This window comes from Gardnerella pickettii, from assembly GCF_029226345.1.
Classification (GTDB): Bacteria; Actinomycetota; Actinomycetes; order Actinomycetales; family Bifidobacteriaceae; genus Bifidobacterium; species Bifidobacterium piotii.
In genome coordinates, this window is record NZ_JAKNCU010000001.1 from 35,804 (window position 1) to 61,144 (window position 25,341).

The following is a 25,341-nucleotide window of genomic DNA, read 5'->3' on the forward strand; positions in this document are numbered from 1 at the left end:
CGCTCCGCCTCTTGCGTGTTGTCTGCTGTTGCGGTTGTTCCGATTTGGCTTTGATTTTTTGTTTTTGGTTTAAGTTTGTTTGTATGTGTGTGTCATTGGGTTGTCTAATATCGGCTGCCGCTCTTATACTGTTCGACCAAGAATCACCCAGCCCTCTTACGTGCTTGAACAATTACGTATTGCTTAATCGCCTGAGATTCTCGATTTTTCTTGCTGCTTCAGCGAATCACCATTTCATGCTGAGGTTCGCTTCATCCGCTGCGAAAAATCTCGAATCTCTACCTAGCTTGCGCGACGACCTGCCTGAGCGCTTGAAGCGTAGCGCGCGAAGGCAATTTGGCGCGCTGAGCTTGCTCAAAGTTGAAAGCACAGTGTGCTTTCAACGCAGGCGAAGACGTGAGCGCGAAAATGAGTCAAAGTGATCTTGCTTTTGATACAAAAAAGACCGCAGTCTCGTCACTGCGGCCTTAGAATAGTTAGCGCGTTACGCTTGAGATTAATCACGCATCACGCATCACGCATCACGCATTGGTGTTGTGCTTAAACGCGCCATACAATCCTGCGCAAGCAGCGCTAGCGATTGCAGCTTTAATAATATCGCCCACAATAAAGCCAGTAGAAGCCACGGCGATTGCCCAAACAGGCAAGTGCATCATAAGCGATTGGCCTACAAAACCAAATGCGTAAATCACAAGAGAACCAACAACAGACGCTGCAAAATACGCGCCAAATCGTGCAAATTTCTTAGCAACAGAATCCTCTGGCATAGCAGCATTAACAACACCTTCGAGAGCAGACTTTACAAGCGCAATCGCAGCCACGCCGAATACGAATCCAACAAGAAATCCAACGCTAGGACCTGCAAAAGCCACAACGCCACTCTTTCCGCCTGCAAACACTGGCATTCCAGCAGCACCAATCGCAAGGTACATAAGCACAGAGCTAACGGCTTGGCGCCAAGTCAAAGTAAGACCTGCCAAAGCCAAAACCAAAGTTTGCAAAGTTACAGGAACAGGAGTTCCAGGAATTGGCAATGCGCCAGCCATAGTGGCAGCGCTAATAAGAACAGTAAACAAAAATGCCTTAGCAAATGGAACAGCTAAACGATTAATGTCAAATGCCTTAGATGCAACTGCATTAGAGTTTGCGCCAGAGTTTGATTCAAAATTAGCCACGATATCCTTCTTTCGTATTGTTTTTCGTTGCTGAATCAAACATTAGACAAGAATCGGGCAGCGCGCGTTGGAGAAGTTTACAAAAAATCGCATAATGTTTTGTTCAAATTCACGGATACTATAAGCCAAATTTCATATAACTTGTAACATATGGTTACGAATATCAAAAAAATACTTGTGGCAAATCGCGGCGAAATCGCGCTTAGAGTGATTCGCACTGCCCAAGAAATGGGAATCCCAACTGTGGCTATTTATGCGGCATCCGACCGTCAAGCACAGTATGTTGAGATGGCAGACGAAGCGTACGCGCTTTCCGGAGACACGTACAGAGACACTTATTTAAACGAAGACGCGATTATAGACATTTTGCATAAAAGCGGAGCGGATGCTGTGCACCCAGGCTACGGATTTTTATCGGAAGTAGCGAGTTTTGCGCAAAAGGTGATTGATGCTGGCGCTGTGTGGATTGGTCCGAAGCCAGAAGCGCTTATTGATTTAGGGGATAAAATAACCGCGCGGCGCGTGGCAACTCGCGCTAAAGTGCCGCCCGTTCCAGGAATCTCGGAGCCAGTAAAAGACATTCGAGAATTGCTGATTTTTGCGCAAACACACGGCTACCCAGTTATGATGAAGCGCACGGATGGCGGCGGCGGCCGCGGAATAACCGTTGTGCAAAATGATGATGAGCTTCGCGGATTCTACATGAACCACGACGCTTTGCAAGGCGGCGACCTTGACGAGTACTTTATTGAGCGTTTTATAGACAAGGCCAGGCATGTGGAAACGCAAGTTGGCCGCGATTCACATGGAAACTTCACCATATATTCCACGCGCGATTGCTCGGTGCAGCGCCGAAACCAAAAGTTGGTTGAGGAAGCACCAGCACCATTCCTTACCGATGATGAGAATGCGCAGCTTCACCGATATTCTCGTAACCTATTTGAAGCTGTTGACTACGTTGGTTTGGGCACGTGCGAATATATGGTGACTTCTCAACACAAAGTTTACTTCTTGGAAGTGAACCCACGATTGCAAGTTGAGCACACAGTTAGTGAGGAAGTTAGCGGACTAGATCTTGTGCGCGAACAGCTTATGATTGCCGACGGCGGCGAGCTTACGCAAAATCACCCTTCGCGCGGACACAGTTTTGAACTTAGAATCACTTCGGAAGATCCAGCAACGAATCTTACGCCTAGTGCAGGCACGCTAACAAAAATAGAATGGCCATCGGGCCCTGGAATTCGCGTGGATTCTGGCGTAGAAGTTGGAGATAGCGTGTCTCCAAAATTCGACTCCATGATGGGCAAGCTTATTGTTACGGCGCAAAATCGCGATGCGGCAATTGCTCGCGTAAGGCGTGCGCTTAAGGAGCTTTGCATTGAGGGCGTGCCTACTCCTGCTAAGCTTTTTGAGCAAATTTTTAACGACCCTGATTTTACGGCTCAAGATCACGATTTTGATATTTCTACAAAATGGCTTGAACGCAAGTATTTGAACCGTACTGCTGCAGCGGCAAATGGCGGACAGCCTGCTTCTTTGTATTCCAATAAGGCTGGTGAAGACGCGCAAAATAAGCCGACCAAAATGGAGTCTTTTGTAATAGAAGTAGACAATAAGCGCGTAAAACTTACTATTCCGCAAGACATTGTAGACAATCTTACTGGTTCTGCACGAGTTAGAAGCACGGTTCGCGCATCGCAGCCGCTTAGAGGGCGAGGATTAAGGGGAGATACTCATAAGTCGGAAACACCTAAGGACGCTCCTGGCGTGATTTCTGCTCCAATGCAAGCTGTGATTACGCGTGTAAACGTTGCGGAAGGTCAGAGCGTAGCCAAAGGTGATTTACTTGCTGTTCTTGAATCCATGAAAATGGAAAACTACGTTTACGCACCTGCAGCTGGCGTAGTTACTGGCATTTTTGTTGGGCCTGGAGATGGTGTAGAAGCAGGCGAAAAGCTTGTAACAATTGACGTGACTAAAGGCGGTAGTGCAAAATGAGTGCGCTTACTAAAGATGATACGCAAGTTGCAAAAGATGTTAATAAAAGCGCTGCACAAGTTAATAAAGACACGCAAAATGCGCAAGACGCTCAGCCAACGCAGCCTACGCAGCCTCAGCGCGGAAAAGCAGCCGTAGAACACGCGGCTCGCCTTGCAAGAGACGCCGAGCAGAAGGCTTTAGAACGCCAGCATGCAAAGGGAAAATCCACTGCAAGAGAGCGCTTGGATTTGCTTTTTGACACAGGCACGTTTGAAGAAATCGGCCGCTTTAATGGCGGAGATATAAATAACGATGTTGCAGGATGCGCTGTAATCACTGGCTTTGGCGAAGTGTACGGCAAAAAAGTGGCAGTTTATGCTCAAGATTTTTCCGTTCGCGGCGGCACGCTTGGACGCGCTGAAGGCCAGAAAATTTGCCATCTTTTAGACATGGCGTTGCAACTTGCGGTTCCTGTTGTTGCGCTAATCGACTCGGGCGGCGCTCGCATTCAAGAAGGCGTTAACGCGCTTACGCAATATGGCAGAATCTTCAAAAAAACTTGTGAAGCAAGCGGTTTGATTCCGCAAATTTCCTTGATTTTAGGCCCTTGCGCTGGTGGTGCAGTTTATTGCCCTGCTCTTACGGATTTTATAATCATGACTCGCGAGCACTCCAACATGTTTGTAACTGGCCCAGATGTTGTTAAGGCAGCTACTGGCGAGTCGATTAGCATGGACGATTTAGGCGGTGGATATGTGCATAACTCCACTTCGGGCGTTGCTCACTACTTGGGCGAAGACGAGGCGGACGCCATTGACTACGCGCGCACAATCCTTGCTTATTTGCCGCAAAATTGCAATCAAAATCCGCCAACATTCGCATACGCTGCAACGCGCGCAGACAGAGAAACCGCTAAGCAGCTTGCGACTATTGTTCCGAGCAATGATCGCCAGCCGTACGACGTTTTAGACGTTATTCGCGCAATCGTAGATTATGGCGAATTTGTGCAAGTTCAAGAGCTCTACGCGGCATCCGCAGTGGTTGGTTTTGCTTGCATAGACGGGCATCCTGTTGGAATAGTTGCAAATCAGCCTAAAGTAAATGCTGGAATTTTAGACGTTAATTCTTCCGAAAAAGTAGCGCGATTTGTGCGATTGTGCGACGCGTTTAATCTTCCTGTTGTAACTCTTGTAGACACTCCTGGATACAAGCCAGGGTCGGACCAGGAGCACGCTGGAATTATTCGCAGAGGCGCAAAGGTGATTTACGCGTATGCAAACGCGCAAGTTCCGCTTGTTACCGTGATTTTGCGCAAGGCTTTTGGTGGAGCATACATTGTAATGGGATCCAAGTCTATGGGAGCAGACTTTAACTACGCTTGGCCTACTAGCCAGATAGCGGTTTTGGGTGCTCAAGGAGCTGTGAACATTATTCATCGCAAGGATTTGCAAAAAGCAAAAGAGCGCGGTCAAGATGTTGACGCTTTAAGAAAAAAGCTTGTTGAAGATTACGAAAATACCACTGTAAACGCAAATCTTTCGCTGGAAACTGGCCAGATTGACGCAATGATAGATCCAGAGCAAACAAGAGATGTTATTGCTAATTCTTTGAAGATTTTAAGAAGTAAAAAACGCGTTTCTAGAACGGGGAAGCATCATGGAAACCAGCCAATGTGATTTAAGAATGATTTGAGACGATTTGCGGATGATTTTAGATGATTTGAGCCGCGCGGATTAATCGCAAGCAGCCGCCACACGCGACTAGCAACAAGTCACAAATAATCCAAAACACAAATAATACAAAACACAAATCTTAAAAATAAAACGTAAACCCACAAACAAAGGAAAATAAAATGACAAAATACTTATTTGATGAGCTTGCACAAAATCCACATATTTTAGCTTTTGCAGGGCAATCCACGCCGTGGGTTCAAGCGTTAAAAGAAGCGCAAAAAGACGAAGATTTAAGCGCGCAACTACGCGATTACAATAACAGCGCAAAAAATCTTCTAAACAACATATATGCGCAACTTTTAGCAAACGCAGGAAAAGACATAAACGTATTCGACGCTTTAGAATCCACAAATGAGCGCACGCAAGACGCGCAAATAAGCGTTCCAGGAATCGCATTGGCGCAGCTTGCAGCTGTTAGTGATTTTACAAATCTTGGGTACAATTTTGAAGTTTGCAAGCCAATCGCAAGTCTTGGTCATTCTCAAGGCGTGATTGCTGCAAAAATGGTAGAAGCGCGATTAGAGGCTGGTTCTTGGCAGGCAGCGCAAGGCAAAATCGCGGAACTTTTGGCGATTGCATACATAATTGGAGCGGCTGCAGATCGCGAAGCGCGGCTTTTGGAAATAAACGGAAACGGCTCTGCAACTCCAATGCTTTCGTTAAAAGGCGTAACTCAAAAACAGGCAGAAGTTTTGATTTCGCGCGTGGATCGTAAGCGTGCTGAAGTTTCGATAGCAGTTAAAAATTCGCGAAATCACATGGTGTTATCTGGCTATCCGCAAGACATGGAGGCCGTTTTAAGCGAAGCGCAAAAAGAAGCGACCCATTCTAAAAAATTACGAGATATGAAGCAGCGTGGCGGGTCGGTTTTTGCGCCAATCGCAGAGTATTTAGACGTTACAGTGCCATTCCACTCGCCAATGATGAGCAAAGCTGTAGATAACGCTGAAAAATGGGCAAAAGAAGCTGGATTAAATGCCGATCTTACTAGAAGTCTTGCAAATCAAGTTTTAGTAGAGCAAGTGGATTGGGCAAGTCAAATCAAAAAAACTTTGGCAAATCTGGGCGAATCTGCTAAAGATTTGTGGGTAATCGACATGGGCCCTGGAGAAGTGCTTGGAAAGCTTACAAGCGTGCTGGTTCAGGGAAGTGGCGCTGGAATTGTAGAAGCTGGAACAATGGCGTCTCGCGCTAATGCGTCTACACTGGAGGCTTCTTCCGCAAATTCTTTGCGCACGGGATGCTGGGCGGATTTTGCACCACGCGTAGTAGAAACGCCATTAGGGCGCAAAGTAGTTACAAAGTTTAGCCAGCTAACAGGCAAAGCTCCTGTTCTTCTTGCAGGCATGACTCCAACAACCGTAGACCCGCAAATCGTTGCAGCTGCTGCAAACGCGGGGTACTGGGCAGAGCTTGCAGGCGGTGGCCAAGTAACAGAAGAAGTGTTTAACAAGCACGTGGAAATGCTCCAAAATCAGCTAAAAGAGGGAGCAACTGTAGAATTCAACGCAATGTTTATGGACCGCTATTTGTGGAATTTGCAATTTGGCGCCAAGCGCATAGTTCCAAAAAAGCGCGCTTCGGGAGCGCCAATCGACGGCGTTGTAATATCTGCAGGAATCCCAGAGTTAGACGAAGCGAAGGAACTTGTTAAAACTCTTCAAGAAGACGGATTCCCGTATGTTGCTTTTAAGCCAGGAACAGTAGAGCAGATTCGTCAAGTTATTCGCATTGCAAAAGCTGTTAAGCCAGCAACGATTATTGCGCAAGTAGAAGGCGGATCTGCAGGTGGACACCACTCTTGGGAGTCGCTAGATGATTTGCTTATTAGCACTTATGCTCAAGTGCGCGAATGCAATAATTTGGTGCTTGTAGCAGGTGGTGGAATCGGCACTCCTTCGCGAGCTGCCGACTACATTAGTGGCGAATGGTCCAATAAGTACGATTTGCCAAATATGCCTGTAGATGCCGTAATGATTGGCACAGCAGCAATGACAGCAAAGGAAGCGCACACAAGCCCGCAAGTTAAGCGCATGTTGGTGGAGACGCCTGGAATCACAGAAGCAAATGATGCATGCGTGGAAGGTCTTGGTGCGAGTGACGATCCGTTTGCTCCGATTGGCGAGCGCTGGGTGCCGTCTGGAAAGGCTGTTGGCGGAGTAACAAGCGGATTGAGCCATTTGCACGCAGATATTTACGAGATTGAAAATGCGTCTGCGCGTTGTGGAAGGCTTCTTGTTCACATGATGAAGCATCCAGAAGAGCTTGAATTACGCAAAGATGAGGTTATTGCTGCTCTTAACACAACAGCAAAGCCGTATTTTGGCAATGTTGAAAGCATGACGTACCAGCAATTTGCACAACGATTCCTCGACTTGTGCTACCCGTGGGCGGATTCCACATACGCGGATCGCTACGCTCATTTGCTTAAGCGAATCGAAGCGCGTTTTACGTTGCAAGATTCTGGCGAATTTGAGTCAAGCTTGCCTTCTGCTAAAAGCATTTTTGAAAATCCTCAAGAAGCTTTGAACAATCTTATTGAAAAGTTCCCAGATGCAGCGCAAACAAACGTTATTCCAATGGATGCTGCATGGTTCCCAACTTTGGTGCGCGAATACCCTAAGCCAATGCCGTTTGTGCCAGTAATCGACAACGATTTGCTTCGCTGGTGGGGTCAGGATCAGCTTTGGCAGTCGGAAGATTCGCGCTACTCTGCAGACGCTGTGCGCGTAATTCCAGGGCCGATTTCTGTTGCTGGAATAACAACAATGGACGAGCCAATCGCAGATATTTTGGGAAGATTTGAAGATGCGGTTATAAAACGTTCGGCTGCTGGCGATTCTAGAGTTTCTCTTGCGCAAAGCGCGTTTAGCCAAATCGCGTTTAGCCAAATCGCGTGCGCAAAAAACGTTGAAGAATACGTGCGCGCATGCCCGAATATATCTTGGATTGGTCACCTAACTTCTAATCCTGCTTACAAAACGCAAAATGATAGCGAAAACTACGTTATAAGCGTTGTTAGTGAAGAAGATAGCGTAATTAAGCTTGATTTAGACATTAAATTAGACACATTCTGGGATAATTTAAGCGGAAATGATTCAAGCGCTAACGATTCAAGCAAGAATGAGAACAGCAATAAGAATCACGCTGTGCGAAACATTGTGATTCCGCTTATTGTAGACGCAAATCGCGCAGGAGGCGTGCCAGTAGTAGATAGAGAGCGCTTGCCAAAGCACGTTTATAAGATGCTTGCAGCTACAGCAGGCATTGGAAATGTTGCGATTACGGGAGATGCTTTAAGCGAAATGCCTAAAGTTGATGTAAGCGAGCAAAGTGAAGAATCGCCATTTGGCGTAGTAAAATCTTCGTACACGCTTTCTAGAAATCTTGGAATCGATCACGAATCTTCTACAGCTGGGCGACTTTCTGGCGGTCTTCAAGCGTCTAAAATCGTGCCAGACGCGCTAGTTGGTCCTGCTTGGCCAACAATTTATTCTGCTTTGGGATCTGTAATGGTAAATGGGTACCCAGTAATCGAAGGCTTGCTTAACGCGGTTCATTTAGATCACTTAATAGAGTTAGACGTTTCAAATAGCGATTTGAACAAGCATGTGGGCGAGCGCGTAAACCTTGTTGGTTGGGCGCAAAGCGCGCAAGAGTCTGCTTCTGGACGCGTTGTTACGATTAACGTTGTTCATTTTGCGCAAGACGGAACGCGTTTAGCTCACGAAACAGAGCGATTTGCGATTCGCGGACGCAGCTACAGTTCAGCGTTGCCAAAGCCTGCTGCACAATACGGAGCTGCCGCGGATTTGCACGGATATGATGTGGATGCAACTCCTAGAAGAATGCTTAGAAGAGTTGTTTTGAGCGCGCCTAAAGACATGACGGCGTTTGCGCGCACTTCTGGCGATTTTAACCCAATTCACACTTCTTACAGAGGCGCTGCAATATCTGGGCTTAAAGCTCCGCTTGTACACGGAATGTGGCTTTCGGCGGCAGCTCAGCACGTTGCGCAAGCTGTTGACGAAAAAGGCGCGCGCTACGAGTTGATTGGCTGGACGTACAACATGTACGGCATGGTGCAGCTTAACGACAAAGTTGAGATAACTGTTGAGCGCGTAGGAAAAGTTCGACGCGCAGGGCTTGCACTAGAAGTAACATGCCGCGTAAATGGGCAAATTGTTTCTAAGGCCAGTGCTCTTACAAGCTCGCCGCGCGCCGCCTTTGTGTACCCAGGCCAGGGTATTCAAAAGCAAGGTATGTCGCTAGATGAGCGTGCGAAATCGCCAGCTGTGCGCGAAACTTGGCAGCGCGCAGATAAGCTTACTCGCGAAAAGCTCGGATTCTCAATTCTTGCTGTTGTTCGAGATAATCCTAAGGAACTAACAGCAAATGGCGTAACGTATCGTCACCCAGAAGGCTTGCTTAACTTAACGCAATTTACGCAAGTTGCGCTCGCTACTGTTGCTTTTGCGCAAACTGCTCGCTTGCGTGAAGCTGGATGCGATATTTGGCCAGCTTACTTTGCAGGCCATTCTCTAGGCGAATACAATGCTCTAAGCTCCTTCGCTCAAATTATTCCGCTAGAAACCGTGTTGGAGCTAGTTTTCCACCGAGGATCCACTATGCATCATTTGATTGAGCGAGATGCGCAAGGCAGATCCAACTATAGAATGGGAGCTTTGCGTCCAAATCAGTTTGGCGTAGGAGACGATGGCGTAAACGCGTACGTTGAAGGAATCTCTAAGCAAACTGGCGAATTCTTGCAAATCGTAAACTACAATTTGGCAGGTCAGCAATACGCGATTGCTGGAACAATAAAAGGTCTTAAAGCCTTGGCCGAAGATTCCGCTAAGCGTGCTAAAGAATATGGCGGAAAGCCGCCGTTTATTTTGGTTCCAGGAATTGACGTGCCATTCCATTCCAAGCTGCTTAGAAAAGGTGTGCCAGAGTTCCGAGATAAGCTAGATTCGCTTCTTCCAAAGCATATTGACTACTCTGTGCTTGTTGGACGCTACATTCCAAACTTGGTTGCATGCCCGTTTGAGCTTACGCGCGAGTTTGCGCAAAAGATTCTAGATGTTGTGCCTTCAAAGCGAATTGAAGCGGCTTTACAAGATGATGCAACTTGGGATTCTTATGCTGCTGATGAGCAAAAGCTTGGCAGATTGCTTCTTACGGAGCTTCTTTCTTGGCAGTTTGCTTCCCCTGTTCGTTGGATTGAAACGCAAGCGCTTATGTTCTCTAGCGAATCTTGCGGTGGATTAGGCGTAGAAGAATATGTTGAAGTTGGTTTAGCGAATGCTCCAACTTTGGCAAATCTTGGTACAAAAACGCTTGCATTGCCAGAGTTTAGTAGTCAGCGTGTTGCTGTTTATAACGTTGGGCGAGACGAGAGTCGTGTTTATAAAACAGACACAGATTCGCTTGTGCCAGAAGTTTTTGAAGACGATGAAAGCGCGGTTAATGACGCGTCGGTTGCTGGCGATTCTTCCCAAGCTGCCGAACAAAAGTCGCAAGCAGCCGCAATTGCAAGTGCTGCATCTGCTTCTGCATCTACTCAAATAAATGCAAATAATAATGCAAATAATTCTGTACAAAATGTGCAAAATGTGCCGTCTGGCTCTGTTGCAGATATTGCGTTTAAGGCGTCGGATGCTATTGAAATGCTGATTGCATACAGTGCTAAGATTCGCGCCGACCAAATTGGCGCTGCAGATACCACGGATACGTTAACAAATGGCGTATCTTCTAGACGAAACCAGCTTTTAATGGACATAAGCTCCGAGCTTGGCGTGCCTAGCGTGGACGGTGCTGCAGAAGCTCCAATGAGCGCTCTTAGCAAGCTAGTAAACTCCGCTGCTCCTCGCTACAAGGCTTTTGGTGCCGTTCTTAGCGACATTGTAAGGCAAAGTTTAAGGTCGCTTTTTGGCGCAGCTGGTGTAAAGCCTGCTCAAGTAGATAAGCGCATTACGGAAGTCTATAAGCTTGGCGAAGGCTGGCGCGCGCACGTTTTGGCGGCTCTTGTTTTGCAAACGCGATCTGGCGCAAGCGTTCGCGGAGGCGATTTGGCGCAGCTCTCTACGCAGCCAGCAAAGAACGCTTCTGCAGCTCAAGCGTTGATTGATTCTGCGATTGATCAAGTTGCTAAACAGCACGGAATTACTCTTGCTCAGCCAGGTTCTGCAGGATCTGGCGCTGCAGGCGGAGCAGTTGTTGATTCTGCAGCGCTTGACGCTTTTGCGCAACAGGTTGTTGGCGCGGATGGCGTTTTGGCTGCTACTGCTAAGTTTGTGCTAGCAAAGCTTGGTGTTGAAGAGCCTAAAGTGCAAGATGAAGCGGATGAAAATGCGGCTGTTGTTGCAGCTGTAGAAGCTGAGCTTGGAGCAGATTGGCCAAAGCAAGTAGAGCCTCGATTTGATGAGCGCAAGGCGATTCTTTTCGACGATCGATGGGCTAGCGCTCGCGAAGATTTGGCGCGTATCTACTACAATTCTGAGTATGATTCTTGCGCGAATAATTCCGAAGATTCTAAGCAAGTTAGCGAAATTTTGAACCGCTACGGTAGCTTTGTTGGTTTAGGGCGCGCAATCTCTAGCGAAGCTGAGTGGTTTGCTAAAAAGTGCAAGGATAATAAGAGCAGCGATAATAAGTTCAGTGATAATAAGTTCAGCGTATTGTCTTCTATTTTTGAGCAAGTTGCAAAAGATGCGCTAAAGTCTACTGGCGATTTGCCAAAGTCGCGTAATCATGAGCATTATGGAGACGATTCGCACGTCTTCTCAAATTGCTTTGAAGGAGATGTTGCTGTTGTAACAGGCGTTGCGCCAAATTCGATTGCAGCACGAGTTGTGACTGGTCTTCTAGAAGGCGGAGCTACGGTTATTGCCACTTCTCACAGCTTTAAGCCGAGTGTAAAAAAGTGGGCTAAAGAAGCTTACAGACTTCACGCAACAGCTTCTGCTAAATTGTGGCTTGTTCCAGCAAACTTGTCTAGTTATAGAGATGTTGACGCTCTTGTAAAGTGGGTTGGCACAGTTTCTAAGAAGGTTAGTGGCGCTACAACCACCATTTTGAAGCCTGCTTACAATCCAACTCTGTTCTTCCCATTTGCAGCTCCGCCAGTTAGTGGAACTTTGGCGGATTCTGGTGCGCTTTTTGAATCGCAATCCAGGCTTATGCTTTGGGGTGTTGAGCGCGCAATCGCAGGATTTGCGCAAATCGGAGCAGACACAGATGTAAAGCATTGTATGCATGTTGTGTTGCCAGGATCGCCTAATCGCGGTATTTTTGGCGGCGACGGAGCTTATGGCGAAGTCAAGAGCGCATTCGACGCCATTGTGAACCGCGCTCATGCCGAAAAAGTGTGGTCGAATCGCGTAACTTTTGCTCATCCAAAGATCGGCTGGGTGCGCGGAACTGGCTTAATGGGAGGCAATGATCCTCTTGTGGAAGCTGTTGAAAGTCGTGGCTTAAAAACCTTTACAACAAGCCAGATGGCGAATCTTTTGCTTGATTTGTGCACTAAAGATGCGCGCGAGCTTGCTGCAAAAGCGCCTCTAGACGTTGATTTAACAGGTGGATTAGGCTCGGAGCCTCTTGACTTGAACGAGCTTAAAGCGCAAGCTTTGCAAGAGAATAGTCGTAAGCAGGCTAATCAGAATGCTTCAAACGATTCTTCAATCAAGTCTGAGGTCAAGTCTATTAACAAGGCGCTTCCGTCTCCAAATATTCCAACTCAAGCAAGCGTTAACTTGGAAGATTGGAAGAACGTAACAGCAAAGCCGCAAGACCAAATCGTTATAGTTTCTGTTGGCGAGATTGGCCCTTGGGGATCTGGTCGTACGCGCTTTAGTGCCGAGCAGTCAATCCAAGACGACGGAACGGTTTCGCTTTGTGCAGGCGCTGTTTTGGAATTGGCTTGGAGCATGGGATTGCTCACTTGGCAAGACTCGCCAAAGCCGGGATGGTACGATGCGGAAGGCACGCTTGTGCCAGAAGAAGACATTGCAGAAAAGTATCGCGACGAGGTAGTGGCTCGCTCGGGAATAAGGCCGTTTGAGACTGGTATGGGCAGCGACTACAAAGACGGAGCAAACGAAGAAGAAGCCGAAATCTTCCTCGACCACGATGTATCTTTCAACGTTGCTACAGAGCAAATTGCGCGCGAATATGTGGCACTAGACGAAGAGCACACCGAGATTTCTAGCGACCCAGAGTCTGGCGAATGGATTGTTACGCGCAAAGCTGGATCCATGATTCGCGTGCCAAGGCGAGCAGCCATGACGCGCACTGTTGGTGGGCAATTGCCTAAGGGCTTCGACCCATTAAAGTGGGGTATTCCAGCTTCGATGGTTGGAAGCGTAGATCCGATTGCGCTTTGGAACATAGTTGCTACTGTTGATGCCTACATTTGCGCAGGATTTACGCCTTCGGAAATTTTGCAAGCTGTGCATCCGTCTCTTGTTGCATCAACACAAGGTACTGGATTTGGCGGAATGACGTCTATGCGAAAGCTGTATTTGGATAGATTCCTAAATCACGAAATTCCTACAGACGTGCTTCAAGAAGCGCTGCCAAATGTTGTTGCAGCTCACGTAATGCAAACGTATATTGGCGGCTATGGAAACATGATTCAGCCAGTTTCTGCATGCGCCACTGCTGCAGTTTCGCTAGAAGAAGGCGTTGATAAGATTGCGCTCGGCAAAGCCGACTTTGTTGTAACGGGCGCGATTGACGATATTGGCGTGGAATCCGTGGTTGGCTTTGGCAATATGAACGCCACTGCAAACAGCAAGGAAATGTACGAAAAGGGCATAAATCCGCGATTCTTCTCGCGTGCCAACGATCGCAGGCGCGGAGGATTCTTGGAAGCGCAAGGCGGCGGCACGATTCTTATTACGCGAGGAGATATTGCGCTTAAGCTTGGATTGCCTGTTGCTGGAGTAGTTGGATTCATTCACTCATACGCGGATGGTATTCACACTTCGATTCCAGCTCCAGGATTGGGCGCGCTTGCTGCAGGATTGGGTGGCCGTGATTCCAAGCTTGTGCGCGATTTGGCGGCGCTTGGCGTTACGCCAGACGATATTGCTGTTGTTTCTAAGCATGATACTTCTACAAATGCAAACGACCCGAATGAGTCTGAGTTACACAATACGCTTGCTCACGCGATTGGGCGCACAAGCGGAAATCCGCTATTTGTGATTAGCCAAAAGTCGCTTACTGGCCACGCAAAGGGTGGCGCATGTGTGTTCCAGATTAATGGCTTGACTCAGCTGTTTAGAAGTGGGTGGGTTCCAATCAACGCTTCGCTTGATTGCGTGGATCCTAAGCTTGTGCGCGATGACCACATGGTTTGGTTGCGAAATAGGATTCACATTGGTTCCGTTAAAGCGGCTCTTGCTACATCGCTTGGATTTGGGCATGTTAGCGGATTTGTGGCTCTTGTGCATCCTGGTGCGTTTGAGGCTGCTGTAGCGTCTAGCGCTGGCGTGGATGCGCTTAACGAGTGGCGAGCAAAGGCAAATGCGCGTTTGGCTGCGGGCCATCGACTTTTGCAAGAGGGCATGATGGGCCATGTGCAACTGTTTGAGCCTGTGCAAAATCGCCGTTTACTTAAAGACGGCACGCGCATGCCAGATGGGTCGCGCTACGATGGTCATGAAGCAGAAAAAGCTATGCTGCTAAACCCAGATGCTCGCTTAGACGCAAGTGGCTATTATTGCTAACGAATTGACTTGCCTTGTAGTGCGATTGTACTGAGTTTACGGCGTGTCATCATACAATCGCACTACAGTTCTGCGTGTTTTTGTAGTGCGATTGTATCAAAAAACACCAAAATTCAGTACAAACGCACTACATGATTACGCAAAGTGAGGTAGAGATTCGAGATTTTTCGACGCTATCGAGGTGTATCGTTAGCGCGGTCTAAGCGCGCGAACGTCTTCGCCGCCGTAGAAGCACACCGTGCTTCTACGCTGAGCGGCTCAGCGCGCCAAATTGCCTTCGCGCGCTACGCTTTAAGCGCTCCGGCAGGTTGGCGCGCTATATAGTAGTTAGGAAGTGAGTTCAATGATTGCAGGCATTGGTTGCGATGTTGTTAATGTTGCGGATTTTGCGCAACAAATGCAAGATGGCAATGGGTGGCGCTCGCTATTTTCTACGCGTGAGCTTAGGCAGTGCGCCATGCGAGCACACTTAAAAAACGACGCTGAGGCGATTCATATTGCGGCTCGCTGGGCTGGTAAAGAGGCGGTTATAAAAGCGTGGTGCGAGGCTATGAGCACTCTTGGTTTGCAATATCCGTATACTTTAGACAACACGCCTTGGGCAAGCATTGAGATTTTAGACGATTCGCATGGATGCCCAAGCGTTCGGCTTAGTGAAGACGTTAATCAAAAGCTTTTAGAGTCATTGCACACGCCAGAGGCGACTAATCTGCATGAATCCGCCAGCGCTAATGTAAGCGTTAATGGTGTAAATCGCGTAAATCACCCTAATTGGCGTGTGTCTTTAAGTCACGATGGCTTAGTGCAAAATTCTTCTGCTATTGCACTTGCGTTTGTTGTTTTAGAGTTACGCGAGTCTTAATCATAAAACCTTAATCATGCGAGCATGCAGCGAATTTTACGCATGAATGTGTATTCAATGTGCACTAAATGTGCAAATTTTCCGAGAATTGTACAATTTAGCGCGAGTGTCGAAAGTTGCTTTAGGTCTAAACAGTCTGTATAATTAATCGAGTTGCTGTTTTGCATGGTAACTAATAGCTTGCAAAATTTGCATATTGCGGATGTAGCTCAATGGTAGAGTATCAGTCTTCCAAACTGATGACGCGGGTCCGATTCCCGTCATCCGCTCCACTTTTATTCTTACTTTTGTTCTTATTTGATTCCATTTTGTTTTCATGCACACATGTTTTAAGCTGTTTGCGCATGTTGGTATTGTTGTAACAGTTAAACACGTAAAACATGTGTCTGGAGGGATTTTGGGACAGTTTATTGTACGTGTAATTGCAAGTTTAGTTTCTATAGCAACAGCTCTTGTTGTAAATTCTGCTCCTGCGTTTAAGGTAGAAAATCGTTGGGATTTTAAGAATGTTGCTTCCAAAGTCGCAAATATTGCAGATAGCGCAGATGGTGAAAATAGTGCGGAATTGTCAGATAATGGCACTAACACTGTTGAAGAAGATCAATTAAATGCGTTTTCTAATGGCGATTCACGCAATGATTCTAAGTTGCCTAAAAAAGTGGCATCTTCCTTTACAAACAAAGATGAAGTTGTTTCTTCAAAGTATGCGATTGCAGATAATGGAGAATTAAAGTCACTTAAAACTGGCCAAACTGTTACCGACTCTAAGCTTGTTGGAACTAAAGATAAGCAGCCAGATCCACTCGCTAAAAGTAACGGTGAACGTTTTACGCCTATAACTGTTGGCGATTTGCGAAAAGAGATAAAGCGCGAAAATTCGAGCAGTACTAATGCTGATTCTTCTACCACCAATAACACTCCGATTTCTAGCAAAAAGCGTGTTGAAAATAAGCGTTCTCTTAGAAAAAATAAGGTTGTTCTTATAAGCTCTAATCAAAAAAATCCCCAAGAAACTGACTCAAACGAAAAGAGCCAGGAGTCACAAGCTTTAGAATCTAGAACATCCACGTATACAACTTATGGCTCGGTGCGTAAGATTTCTTTGCCAACAAACGGCTTTGGCACTAGGTGGGGAGACTACAACGGAACTCAGGCATTCTATGATGGCAATGGAAGCCTGTTTGCGTACAACGCCAGTGGTGTGATTGATGTTTCCGAATATCAAAAAGAAATTAACTGGGCTGCAGCTAAGGCAGCTGGCGTAGAAGGCGCGATTATACGAATTAGCTACGGATGGGAAAACGGCTACGATAAATACGCTTTGCGAAATATTAGAGAATGCAAGCGTTTAGGCATTCCATTTGGAATTTACATGTATTCTTACGCCGAAAAACCAGAAGATGGCGCTAACGAGGGCGCAGACGTTGCAAGTCTTCTTAGGCGCGCAGGCGTTAGTCCAGGCGACCTTTCTTATCCTGTTTACTACGATCTTGAAAAATGGGTTTGGGCTGGCCACACTGCTCCAACTAGCCCATACGTTTACCAAAACATTGTTTCGTCTTGGTGGAATCAGCTGTATAGCGCAGGATACACAAATCTTGGCATTTACTCATATGCAAACTATTTGAGAGGCCCGCTTAATTCGCAATACATTCACGATCGAGCAAGTTGGGTTGCTAGCTACGGCGCAACTCCGCTATTTAACATTAGAACGGCGTTGCGCGGATGGCAGTACACGTCTAAGGCTCGCATATCTGGTATTGATGGAAATGTTGATGTTAGCGCGTTTGGAACTGGTCCAAATTCTCCAGTAACGCAAACTAGCGTAGACTTTACGTGGATTATTCGCAATAACGATATTGCTGTTGGAGCTGCTGTTACAGGCAATTTGAATAGACGCTTGGAATATCGTTGGCTTTCTTACGATTTGTATAATAAACAATGGCGTACAATATCTGATTGGAGTGTTGGCAATTGGGCATCTTGGGTAACAAGCAATGGTGATTATTGGCTTCATTGCGAAGTTCGCGATGCTTACACTTATAAGTCTCTTGGAACTAAAACAATTGCCTTCCACTATCAAGTAAACAATCCTGTTGAGCCTGAGTTTGTTGAAAAAACGATTGTTTCTGGAACTTACGCAGCTTGGCAAGGAAGTAGCGTTCTCTTAGGCGCTGTAACGAATAATCCTAGTGGATATACGATTATTAAGATTTACGATTACAACGCTAAGCAGTGGGTGAGCCAATTTAAGGGGCCATGGGCTTTGTGGAGTCCTCATCCTGGAATTTATTGGACTCATTTCGAAGCGTATTCAAAAGATGGTAAGCTTCAAGACACTAAGACCTATGCTTTTGGAGTGTGATTCTTAATCTTTATGTAACTTTATGTAAAGATAGAAAAAGTCAGTAAATAAAATAAAAAGACCGTGCGTAAACAGCTCGGTCTTTTTGTTAAATTAAGTTATTAATTTATTTTACTAATCTTCAAACAAATCTTTAGATATAATAATGCGATTTTCCGCAACCTGCTTTAAGTGCTTGCCATAGTTGCTTTTGCCATATTTTTCTGCAGACTCAAGCAAACGCTCGCGACTAATCCACTGGTTTTCGTACGCAATCTCCTCAAGCACTGCGATTGGCAGCCCTTGCGCTCGCTCTATTGTGCGCACAAATTCGCCCGCTTCGTAAAGCGAGTCCATTGTGCCAGTGTCTAGCCACGCGTATCCGCGGCCAAGAGTCATAACGTTTAGAGAGCCATTTTCTAAGTACATTTTGTTAAGGTCTGTAATCTCAAGTTCTCCGCGCGTGCTCGGCTTAACTTGTTTTGCAAACTCTGTAACTCTGGAATCGTAGAAGTATAAGCCTGTAACAGCATAGTTTGATGCTGGGTGTTCTGGTTTTTCTACTATGCTAACGGCCTTGTGATTTTCGTCAAATTCCACAACGCCGTATCTTTCTGGGTCGTCTACGTAGTAGCCAAATACTGTAGCGCCGTGTTCTACGTGTGCAGCGCGCTTTAGAATTGCTCCCAAGCCATTTCCGTAGAATATATTGTCTCCAAGAACAAGCGCGCAAGAATCGCCATTTATAAACTCTTCTCCGATTATAAATGCTTGAGCAAGTCCGTCTGGCGATGGCTGAACTTTGTAAGATAAGTTGATTCCAAATTGCTCTCCGCTTCCAAGCAGCCTTTCAAAATTCGGCAAGTCTTGAGGAGTAGAAATCACAAGAATATCTCGGATTCCAGCCATCATAAGCACGCTAAGAGGGTAATACACCATTGGCTTATCGTAAACTGGCAAAAGCTGCTTAGACGTTACTGTAGTAAGTGGGTATAGGCGTGTGCCAGAACCGCCAGCAAGAATAATGCCTTTCATCTTTGAAACATCCTTTACTTGTTGTTTTGTTCAATTCTATTTACGTAAGATTCAAGCAAATCTTCCCAATCGCCTGGCGTAAATCCAGTGGACTCGATTTTTTGCAAGTCAAGTGCGCACTTGTGTGGTCTAGGAGAGCCATTAGATATGCGCGTGTAATCGTCTACGCGATTTGCTTCGATTTTGCTTGTGTCTACATTAAGTTGTGTAAACACTTTTTTAGCAATATCGTGCCAAGACGCGATTTTGCCAGATCCTGTAAGATTGTAGGTTCCGTATTCTGCGTTTGTGTCTAAAAGATGGAATATTCCTTTAACTAAATCGCTGGCAAAAGTGAGTCTGCCGGTTTGATCTATTGGAGCTTGAACACTAACAGATTCGCCATTTTTGCAACGGTTTGCAAAGTCAATCATGCGCGTTACAAAGTTTCGGCCTTCTCCAACAATCCAGCTTGAGCGAATAATATAATGTTGTGGAACGTTTGCTACTAGAGAATCTGCTGCAGCTTTTGTTTCGCCGTACACGCCTAGTGGCGCAAAGTCTTCGTTTTCTTTGTGATTTTCTTGAGTGCCGTCAAAAACATAGTCGCTTGAAATATGCACAAGAGTAATGTGGTGCTCTTGCGCAATTTTTGCAAGATTTGCCACTCCTTTAACGTTGCTATTCCACGCGGCTCTTCGCCCTTGTGGCGTTTGCGCGCCATCTACAGACGTGTATGCTGCTGTGTTAATAATCGTTCCGTACAAATCCCAGTCGTAGCTGTTGTAATCGTCTTTATTTGCTATATCGAAGCTATCTAAGTCTACGTACTCAAATCCTTCTAAATTATGCTCTTTAGCATAGTTTTGTATTGCGCGACCAAGTTGACCATTGCATCCAGTTACAAGAGTGCGCTTTGGTGCCATTGGCTTTGCATCTTTTAGCATTGGATGGTGTAAGTCTGCTTCGCTGCGCTCGGATTCTTCGAGCGGTATTGGCCAATTAATGTGTAATTCTGGGTCTGCAAGGTTTACAAAAGTGTATGTTTTCTTTTGCTCTAGCGACCAGTGTGCATTTACTAAGTAAGTGTATGCTGTGCCGTCTTGCAGTGCTTGGAAGCTGTTTCCTACGCCTCTAGGCACGTAGATTGCTTTGCTTGGGTTTAGTGTGGTTGTGTACACTTGACCGAAGCTTTGCCCTGGTCTTAAATCTACCCATGCGCCAAATACTTCGCCAGTAGCAATGCTTATGTATTTATCCCATGGTTCTGCGTGGATGCCTCTGGTTACTCCGCGTTTTTCGTTGAACGAAATGTTGTTTTGCACAGGCCCAAAGTCGGGGAGACCTAGAGCCGTCATTTTAGCGCGCTGCCAGTTTTCTTTGAACCATCCGCGGTTGTCTCCGTGCACTGGAAGATCGAACACGATTAAACCTGGAATATTGGTTTTTGTAACGCTTAGTTCTTTTTCAAATTCCATAGCATCCTGCAAATTCTTTATTTTTATTAGATTTATGACTATTTTTGGCTAGATTTGCAAACTATTACATACAAGTTGCATGCAATCTTCGTACAAGCAATCTTGACTTTTATGCGATTCACTGTCCTTGTGCTTTATATTTCGCTTCGGTTGCGCTTTTAGCGCCTTCCCACCATGCTCGATTTTCTGTGTACCATTTGATTGTTTGCTCTAAGCCTGTTGTAAAGTCTGTGTGCTTTGGCTTCCATCCAAGCTGCGTTTGCAATTTTGTGCTGTCGATTGCGTAACGGCGATCGTGGCCTGGGCGATCTTTTACAAGGTCAAAGTCGTCTGCATCTTTGCCCATCATTTCAAGAATCATGCGCAAAACTGTTATATTGTTTTTCTCGCCATTTGCGCCAATCAGGTACGTGTTTCCAAGTTCTCCCTTTGTTAGGATTGTCCAAACAGCGCTGCTGTGGTCTTCAGTGTGAATCCAATCTCGCACGTTTAATCCTTGGCCGTATAGCTTTGGTCGAATACCCTCTAAAATATTTGTGATTTGTCGAGGAATAAACTTTTCAACATGCTGGTATGGTCCGTAGTTGTTTGAGCAGTTGCTGATTGTTGTGTGCAAACCGTATGTGCGGGTCCATGCGCGTACCAGCATATCGCTTGCAGCTTTTGTGGAGCTGTATGGGCTGGATGGGTGGTATGGCGTTTCTTCAGTGAACTTGGCTGGGTCGTCTAATGCCAAATCTCCGTACACTTCATCTGTGGAAATGTGATGGTATCGAATGCCGTACTTCCTAACTGCTTCTAGAAGTCTAAAAGTGCCTTCAACGTTGGTTTTAAGGAACGGTTCAGGGTCTGCAATGCTGTTGTCATTATGCGATTCTGCAGCGTAGTGCACAATCGCGTCGTGCCCTGGAACAAGCTTATCTAAAAGCTCAGCATCGCAAATATTGCCGTGCACAAAATCAACTCTGTCTTCTGGCAATCCTGCAATATTTTCAATATTTCCGGCGTACGTTAACGCGTCTAATACTGTTACGTGCGTTTCTGGGTGATTGTTCACTACGTAGTGCACAAAATTAGACCCAATAAAGCCACATCCGCCAGTTACAATTATGTTTTTTGGCTCAAAGTTTGTTGTGTTACTCATGTTTTCCATAATATCCTCTTATATGCCTTTTGCTTTTAGTTTTGATTATTGTTTAAGATTTTTGTTTATGCTTTATTGTTTAAGCTTTCTCGCATTGCGTTAAATGCTGGCTCGGCTTCACCGTCGTAAATCATGTGTGAATGAGACAGCACTATGCAGCGAGAGCAAAGTTGCTTAATCTGATCTTCGCTGTGCGAAACAATTACCATTGTTTGCCCTCGTTTTTGCTGCTCTTTAAGCCTAGTGATGCACTTGTGTTGGAAAGCTTCGTCTCCAACTGCAAGAATTTCGTCGATTAAGAATATGTCTGGATCGCTGTGCGCTGCTACAGAAAACGCTAATCGTAAGAACATTCCAGAAGAGTAGAACTTAACTTCTGTATCCATAAAAGGCTCTATTTCGCTAAAGTCTACTATTGATTGGTATTTATCGTCTATTTCTTCTTTTGTCATTCCAAGAATTGCGCCGTTAAGATACACGTTTTCGCGACCAGTTAAGTCGGCAGCAAATCCTGCTCCAACTTCGATTAGTCCTGCGATTCTTCCGCGCGCACAAACTTCGCCTTCGTCTGGTTGCATAACTCCAGAAAGCATTTTAAGCATAGTAGATTTTCCAGAGCCATTCATGCCTATTAGTCCAACAGTTTCGCCGCGTTTAATAGTAAAACTAACATTGCTTAAAGCTGTAAAGTTTTGTGTCTCGTGCTTTTTAGACGGCGGTGTCAGCAAGTTTACAATCGACTCTTTAATCGAATGATTTGCTCGCAGCGAGAATCGTTTAGTAACGTTAGAAACGCTTAACACAACGTCTTCTGGAAGTGTGTTATAAGGCTTATTCATATATAACTCCTGCTGCTCTTAAAAGTAAAATCCACAAAATCTTAGTAAGCTTAAATTTCTTGAGCAAACTTGCCTTCAAGATGTCTAAATGTAACTTCGCCAATAAGTAGTACAGCAAATGCAACTACAAGGCTTTCGCAAAGTCTTAAAGACCAAGCTCCTGCAAATTGGAAAGTGCGATCTGTGGCATTTAGCCAGAATCCGCGGTGGAATGCTTCAACGCTTATTGCAATAGGATTTGCATAATACATCTCTAAAACCCATCGTGGTGCGTGAGCTGCAACCATTTGCCATGTGTAGAAGCACGGCGCAAGCCATACGGCAACCATCGCCACTAAGTCTGTAATATTTTCTGCATCTCTGTAAAAAACGTTGATTGCTCCAAAGAATAATCCAAGACCAAACGCAAACGTGCACACGCTAATAAATCCGATTATTGCCACTATTATGCCTGCAAAATCTGGAATCCACCCCATGCATAAAGCTCCGATTATAAGCACGATTACTTGTGGGGAAAAGTGCACAAAAGCAACTCGTAGCGATGCAAGTGGGAATAGTTCTCTAGGAAGATAGATTTTTTGTATTAGGCCAGCATTAGAAAGTATTGATCTTGTGCAATTAGAGAATGCTTCTACAAAAAAGTTTGTTACTATGATTCCGCTAAAAAGGTACAGTGGGTAGGCTTGAATTCCACCTCCGCGGCCAAGTCCTAAGAAAATTCCCATTGCAACGTAGAACACTACAAATTGTGTTATTGGCTTTACGTACGTCCAAGCCATACCGAGCCAAGAACCGCGATATCTTATGCGTACTTCTTTTTTTACAAGTAAGTCAAGCAAATAAAGGTATCTTGGAATGTCAATCAGACCTTTGCTTCTACCAGGGTGATAGATGGCGTCAGACTTTGTTGTCATCGCTGCCTTTCTTACAAAATTTGCAGTGTGCATGCACGTATAACTTTGTTAAGTTTACATTTGGGGATTGATTTGTGCTAATAACTAGCACGTGTTTTGTGTTAGGTTGCTTTTGTTTATAGCTTTACTGTGCTTGGCATGTTTGAAAGTTTTTATACGCTGCTAAACTGAAAAATTATGAGTAAGCGAATTCTTGTTACTGGTGCTGGTGGGTATATTGGTCGTCACGTTGTTAAAGCTCTTTTAGATGCAGGCGCTAGCGTAATTGCTTCCGACTTGCGTTTAGACGGTGTTGATGAGCGCGCAACGCGTATTGAAGCGAATATTTTTAGTGATGATGCTGATTTGTTTGCAAAGCTTGGGTCTCCAGACGTTTGCTTGCACATGGCTTGGCGCAACGGTTTTAAGCATGCTGCAGACACTCACATGGAAGATTTATCGAACCATTACCGCTTTATTCGTCTTATGCTTTCGGGTGGCTTAAAGCAGATTGCTGTTATGGGTTCTATGCACGAAGTTGGCTACTGGGAGGGCGCTATTGATGAGAGCACGCCTTGCAAGCCAGCTTCTATGTATGGCATTTCTAAGAATGCTTTGCGTGAAGCTACTTTGCTTTTGGGTAAAGAGTATAATGCCACTGTTCAATGGATTCGTGCGTACTACATTGTTGGCGACGACGCTCGTGGAAACTCTATTTTCTCTAAACTTCTTCAAGCTGCTCAAGAAGGAAAGAAGACTTTTCCGTTTACCACTGGAAAAAACAAGTACGATTTTATTAATGTAGACGTGTTGGCTAAGCAAATTGCTGCAACCGTTTTGCAAGATAAAGTAAATGGCGTAATTAATTGCTGCACGGGGGAGCCTGTTTCGCTTGCAGATCGCGTTGAGCGTTACATTCGCGAGAATAATCTTGATATTTCGCTTGAGTATGGCGCATTTCCAGATAGACCATACGATTCTCCAGCAGTTTGGGGAGATAATAGCAAAATCCAAAAGATTATGAGTGATTTTCTAAAATAGTTATTGCAAATCGTCACTTTTCTGGATTTTTAATGCTAAATTATGGTTTTTAGAAAGGATTAAAGTTGCGTGAAACATTGCAAAACGGCAAGTGCCCATGCATATATTTTGTTCTTCCTTGCTACAACGAGGAGCCTGTTCTTCCGCATACTTCTAGTATTCTTTTAAGCAAAGTTACTTTTCTTATTGAAAATAAGATTATTTCGGATTCTAGCCGTATTCTTTTTGTGGATGATGGTTCTAGAGATTCAACTTGGAATATTATTTGCGATTTACACCAGTCGAATCCTTCGCTTTTTGGCGGAGTAAAGCTTGCGCATAATCGTGGTCATCAAAATGCTTTGCTTGCTGGCTTAACTACAGCATATAAATCTGGTTGCGATGCTGCAATTTCCATGGACGCTGATTTGCAAGACGATGTTGATGTTGTTGATCAATTTATTGCAAAATATGTGGAAGGCTACGAGGTTGTGTATGGCGTTCGCTCGTCTAGAGAAACAGACACGTGGTTTAAGCGCAATACTGCATTAGCTTTTTACAGTGTTTTTAAGTGGATGGGTGCAGAAACCGTTCCAAATCATGCCGATTATAGACTTATGGGCAAGAATGCGTTGAAAGCTCTTTTGGAATATAAAGAAGTTAATCTTTTCTTGCGTGGCATAGTGCCGTCGATTGGCTTTAAGTCAACAAAAGTTGAGTATGTACGCGGTAAGCGCAAAGCTGGTGTGTCTAAGTATCCGCTTAAAAAGATGATTTCGTTTGCTATAGACGGTATTACGTCTTTTTCTACTAAGCCTTTGAGTTTTGTAACATTTGCAGGATTCGCGTCTATTTTAGTTTCGCTATGCGTATTTGTTTACGTAATAGTTTCCGTTTTGCAAGGAAAAGCAGTTGCTGGCTGGGGTTCTGTTATGTTCTCAATGTGGTTTATTGGCGGATTGATTATGCTTTCAATCGGCATTGTGGGCGAATACATTGGAAAGATTTATATGGAATCTAAGCATCGCCCACGTTACGAGATTGAAACACTTATTTAAGTTGCTAACGCTTTATACTTGTTTGTTTGGTACATTTATAAAGCGTTAACAACTTTATTTTTAGTTA

13 protein-coding genes and 1 tRNA gene are annotated in these 25,341 nt (G+C 45.3%); 8 read left to right on the top strand and 6 right to left on the bottom strand.

Annotated elements, in window-relative coordinates; translation table 11 throughout:
* Positions 1-521: 521 nt before the first annotated feature.
* A complete protein-coding gene (locus MAF46_RS00150; protein WP_004129873.1) occupies positions 522-1,175 on the bottom strand; it encodes a biotin transporter BioY in 654 nt (217 codons plus the stop codon).
* 150 nt (positions 1,176-1,325) lie between these two features.
* Here MAF46_RS00150 and MAF46_RS00155 point away from each other — a divergent pair, with 150 nt between their 5' ends.
* The 6 genes from MAF46_RS00155 to MAF46_RS00180 all read left to right on the top strand — a co-directional run bounded on the left by MAF46_RS00155 (position 1,326) and on the right by MAF46_RS00180 (position 17,849).
* The gene (locus MAF46_RS00155) at positions 1,326-3,173 is read left to right on the top strand and encodes an ATP-binding protein (protein WP_060785595.1); all 1,848 of its coding nucleotides are present in this window, start codon (positions 1,326-1,328) and stop codon (positions 3,171-3,173) included.
* On the top strand, positions 3,170-4,831 hold the full coding sequence (locus tag MAF46_RS00160; protein WP_004132961.1) for an acyl-CoA carboxylase subunit beta: 1,662 nt from the start codon (positions 3,170-3,172) through the stop codon (positions 4,829-4,831). The genes MAF46_RS00155 and MAF46_RS00160 overlap by 4 nt, the downstream gene beginning before the upstream one ends.
* Before the next feature lie 176 nt (positions 4,832-5,007).
* Positions 5,008-14,622, top strand: coding sequence for a type I polyketide synthase (locus tag MAF46_RS00165; protein ID WP_060785596.1), 9,615 nt, complete (start codon positions 5,008-5,010; stop codon positions 14,620-14,622).
* Between the two features lie 343 nt (positions 14,623-14,965).
* Positions 14,966-15,484: a holo-ACP synthase gene (locus MAF46_RS00170; RefSeq protein WP_115757376.1), complete on the top strand. Its 519-nt coding sequence runs from the start codon at positions 14,966-14,968 to the stop codon at positions 15,482-15,484.
* Between the two features lie 198 nt (positions 15,485-15,682).
* A tRNA-Gly gene (locus tag MAF46_RS00175) sits at positions 15,683-15,756 on the top strand.
* Positions 15,757-15,881: 125 nt separating this feature from the next.
* Complete coding sequence (locus MAF46_RS00180) at positions 15,882-17,849, top strand: GH25 family lysozyme (RefSeq protein ID WP_060785598.1); 1,968 nt, start codon at positions 15,882-15,884, stop codon at positions 17,847-17,849.
* 114 nt (positions 17,850-17,963) lie between these two features.
* Here MAF46_RS00180 and rfbA read toward each other — a convergent pair whose 3' ends face one another.
* The 5 genes from rfbA to MAF46_RS00205 all read right to left on the bottom strand — a co-directional run bounded on the left by rfbA (position 17,964) and on the right by MAF46_RS00205 (position 23,217).
* Positions 17,964-18,863: a glucose-1-phosphate thymidylyltransferase RfbA gene (rfbA, locus tag MAF46_RS00185; protein WP_004132785.1), complete on the bottom strand. Its 900-nt coding sequence runs from the start codon at positions 18,861-18,863 to the stop codon at positions 17,964-17,966.
* A 14-nt stretch (positions 18,864-18,877) separates the two neighbouring features.
* Positions 18,878-20,320: a sugar nucleotide-binding protein gene (locus tag MAF46_RS00190; RefSeq protein WP_060785599.1), complete on the bottom strand. Its 1,443-nt coding sequence runs from the start codon at positions 20,318-20,320 to the stop codon at positions 18,878-18,880.
* 118 nt (positions 20,321-20,438) lie between these two features.
* Positions 20,439-21,473, bottom strand: coding sequence for a dTDP-glucose 4,6-dehydratase (gene rfbB, locus MAF46_RS00195; protein ID WP_004129905.1), 1,035 nt, complete (start codon positions 21,471-21,473; stop codon positions 20,439-20,441).
* Between the two features lie 56 nt (positions 21,474-21,529).
* Positions 21,530-22,201 (bottom strand): ABC transporter ATP-binding protein, encoded by a 672-nt coding sequence (locus tag MAF46_RS00200; RefSeq protein ID WP_373271617.1) that lies wholly within the window; start codon positions 22,199-22,201, stop codon positions 21,530-21,532.
* A gap of 152 nt (positions 22,202-22,353) precedes the next feature.
* Positions 22,354-23,217 (bottom strand): ABC transporter permease, encoded by an 864-nt coding sequence (locus MAF46_RS00205; RefSeq protein ID WP_060785629.1) that lies wholly within the window; start codon positions 23,215-23,217, stop codon positions 22,354-22,356.
* Between the two features lie 177 nt (positions 23,218-23,394).
* Here MAF46_RS00205 and MAF46_RS00210 point away from each other — a divergent pair, with 177 nt between their 5' ends.
* Together MAF46_RS00210 and MAF46_RS00215 are read left to right on the top strand one after the other, a co-directional pair.
* Positions 23,395-24,237: an NAD-dependent epimerase/dehydratase family protein gene (locus MAF46_RS00210; protein WP_060785600.1), complete on the top strand. Its 843-nt coding sequence runs from the start codon at positions 23,395-23,397 to the stop codon at positions 24,235-24,237.
* 65 nt (positions 24,238-24,302) lie between these two features.
* On the top strand, positions 24,303-25,274 hold the full coding sequence (locus tag MAF46_RS00215; protein ID WP_004129916.1) for a glycosyltransferase family 2 protein: 972 nt from the start codon (positions 24,303-24,305) through the stop codon (positions 25,272-25,274).
* The last annotated feature ends 67 nt before the right edge of the window (positions 25,275-25,341 follow it).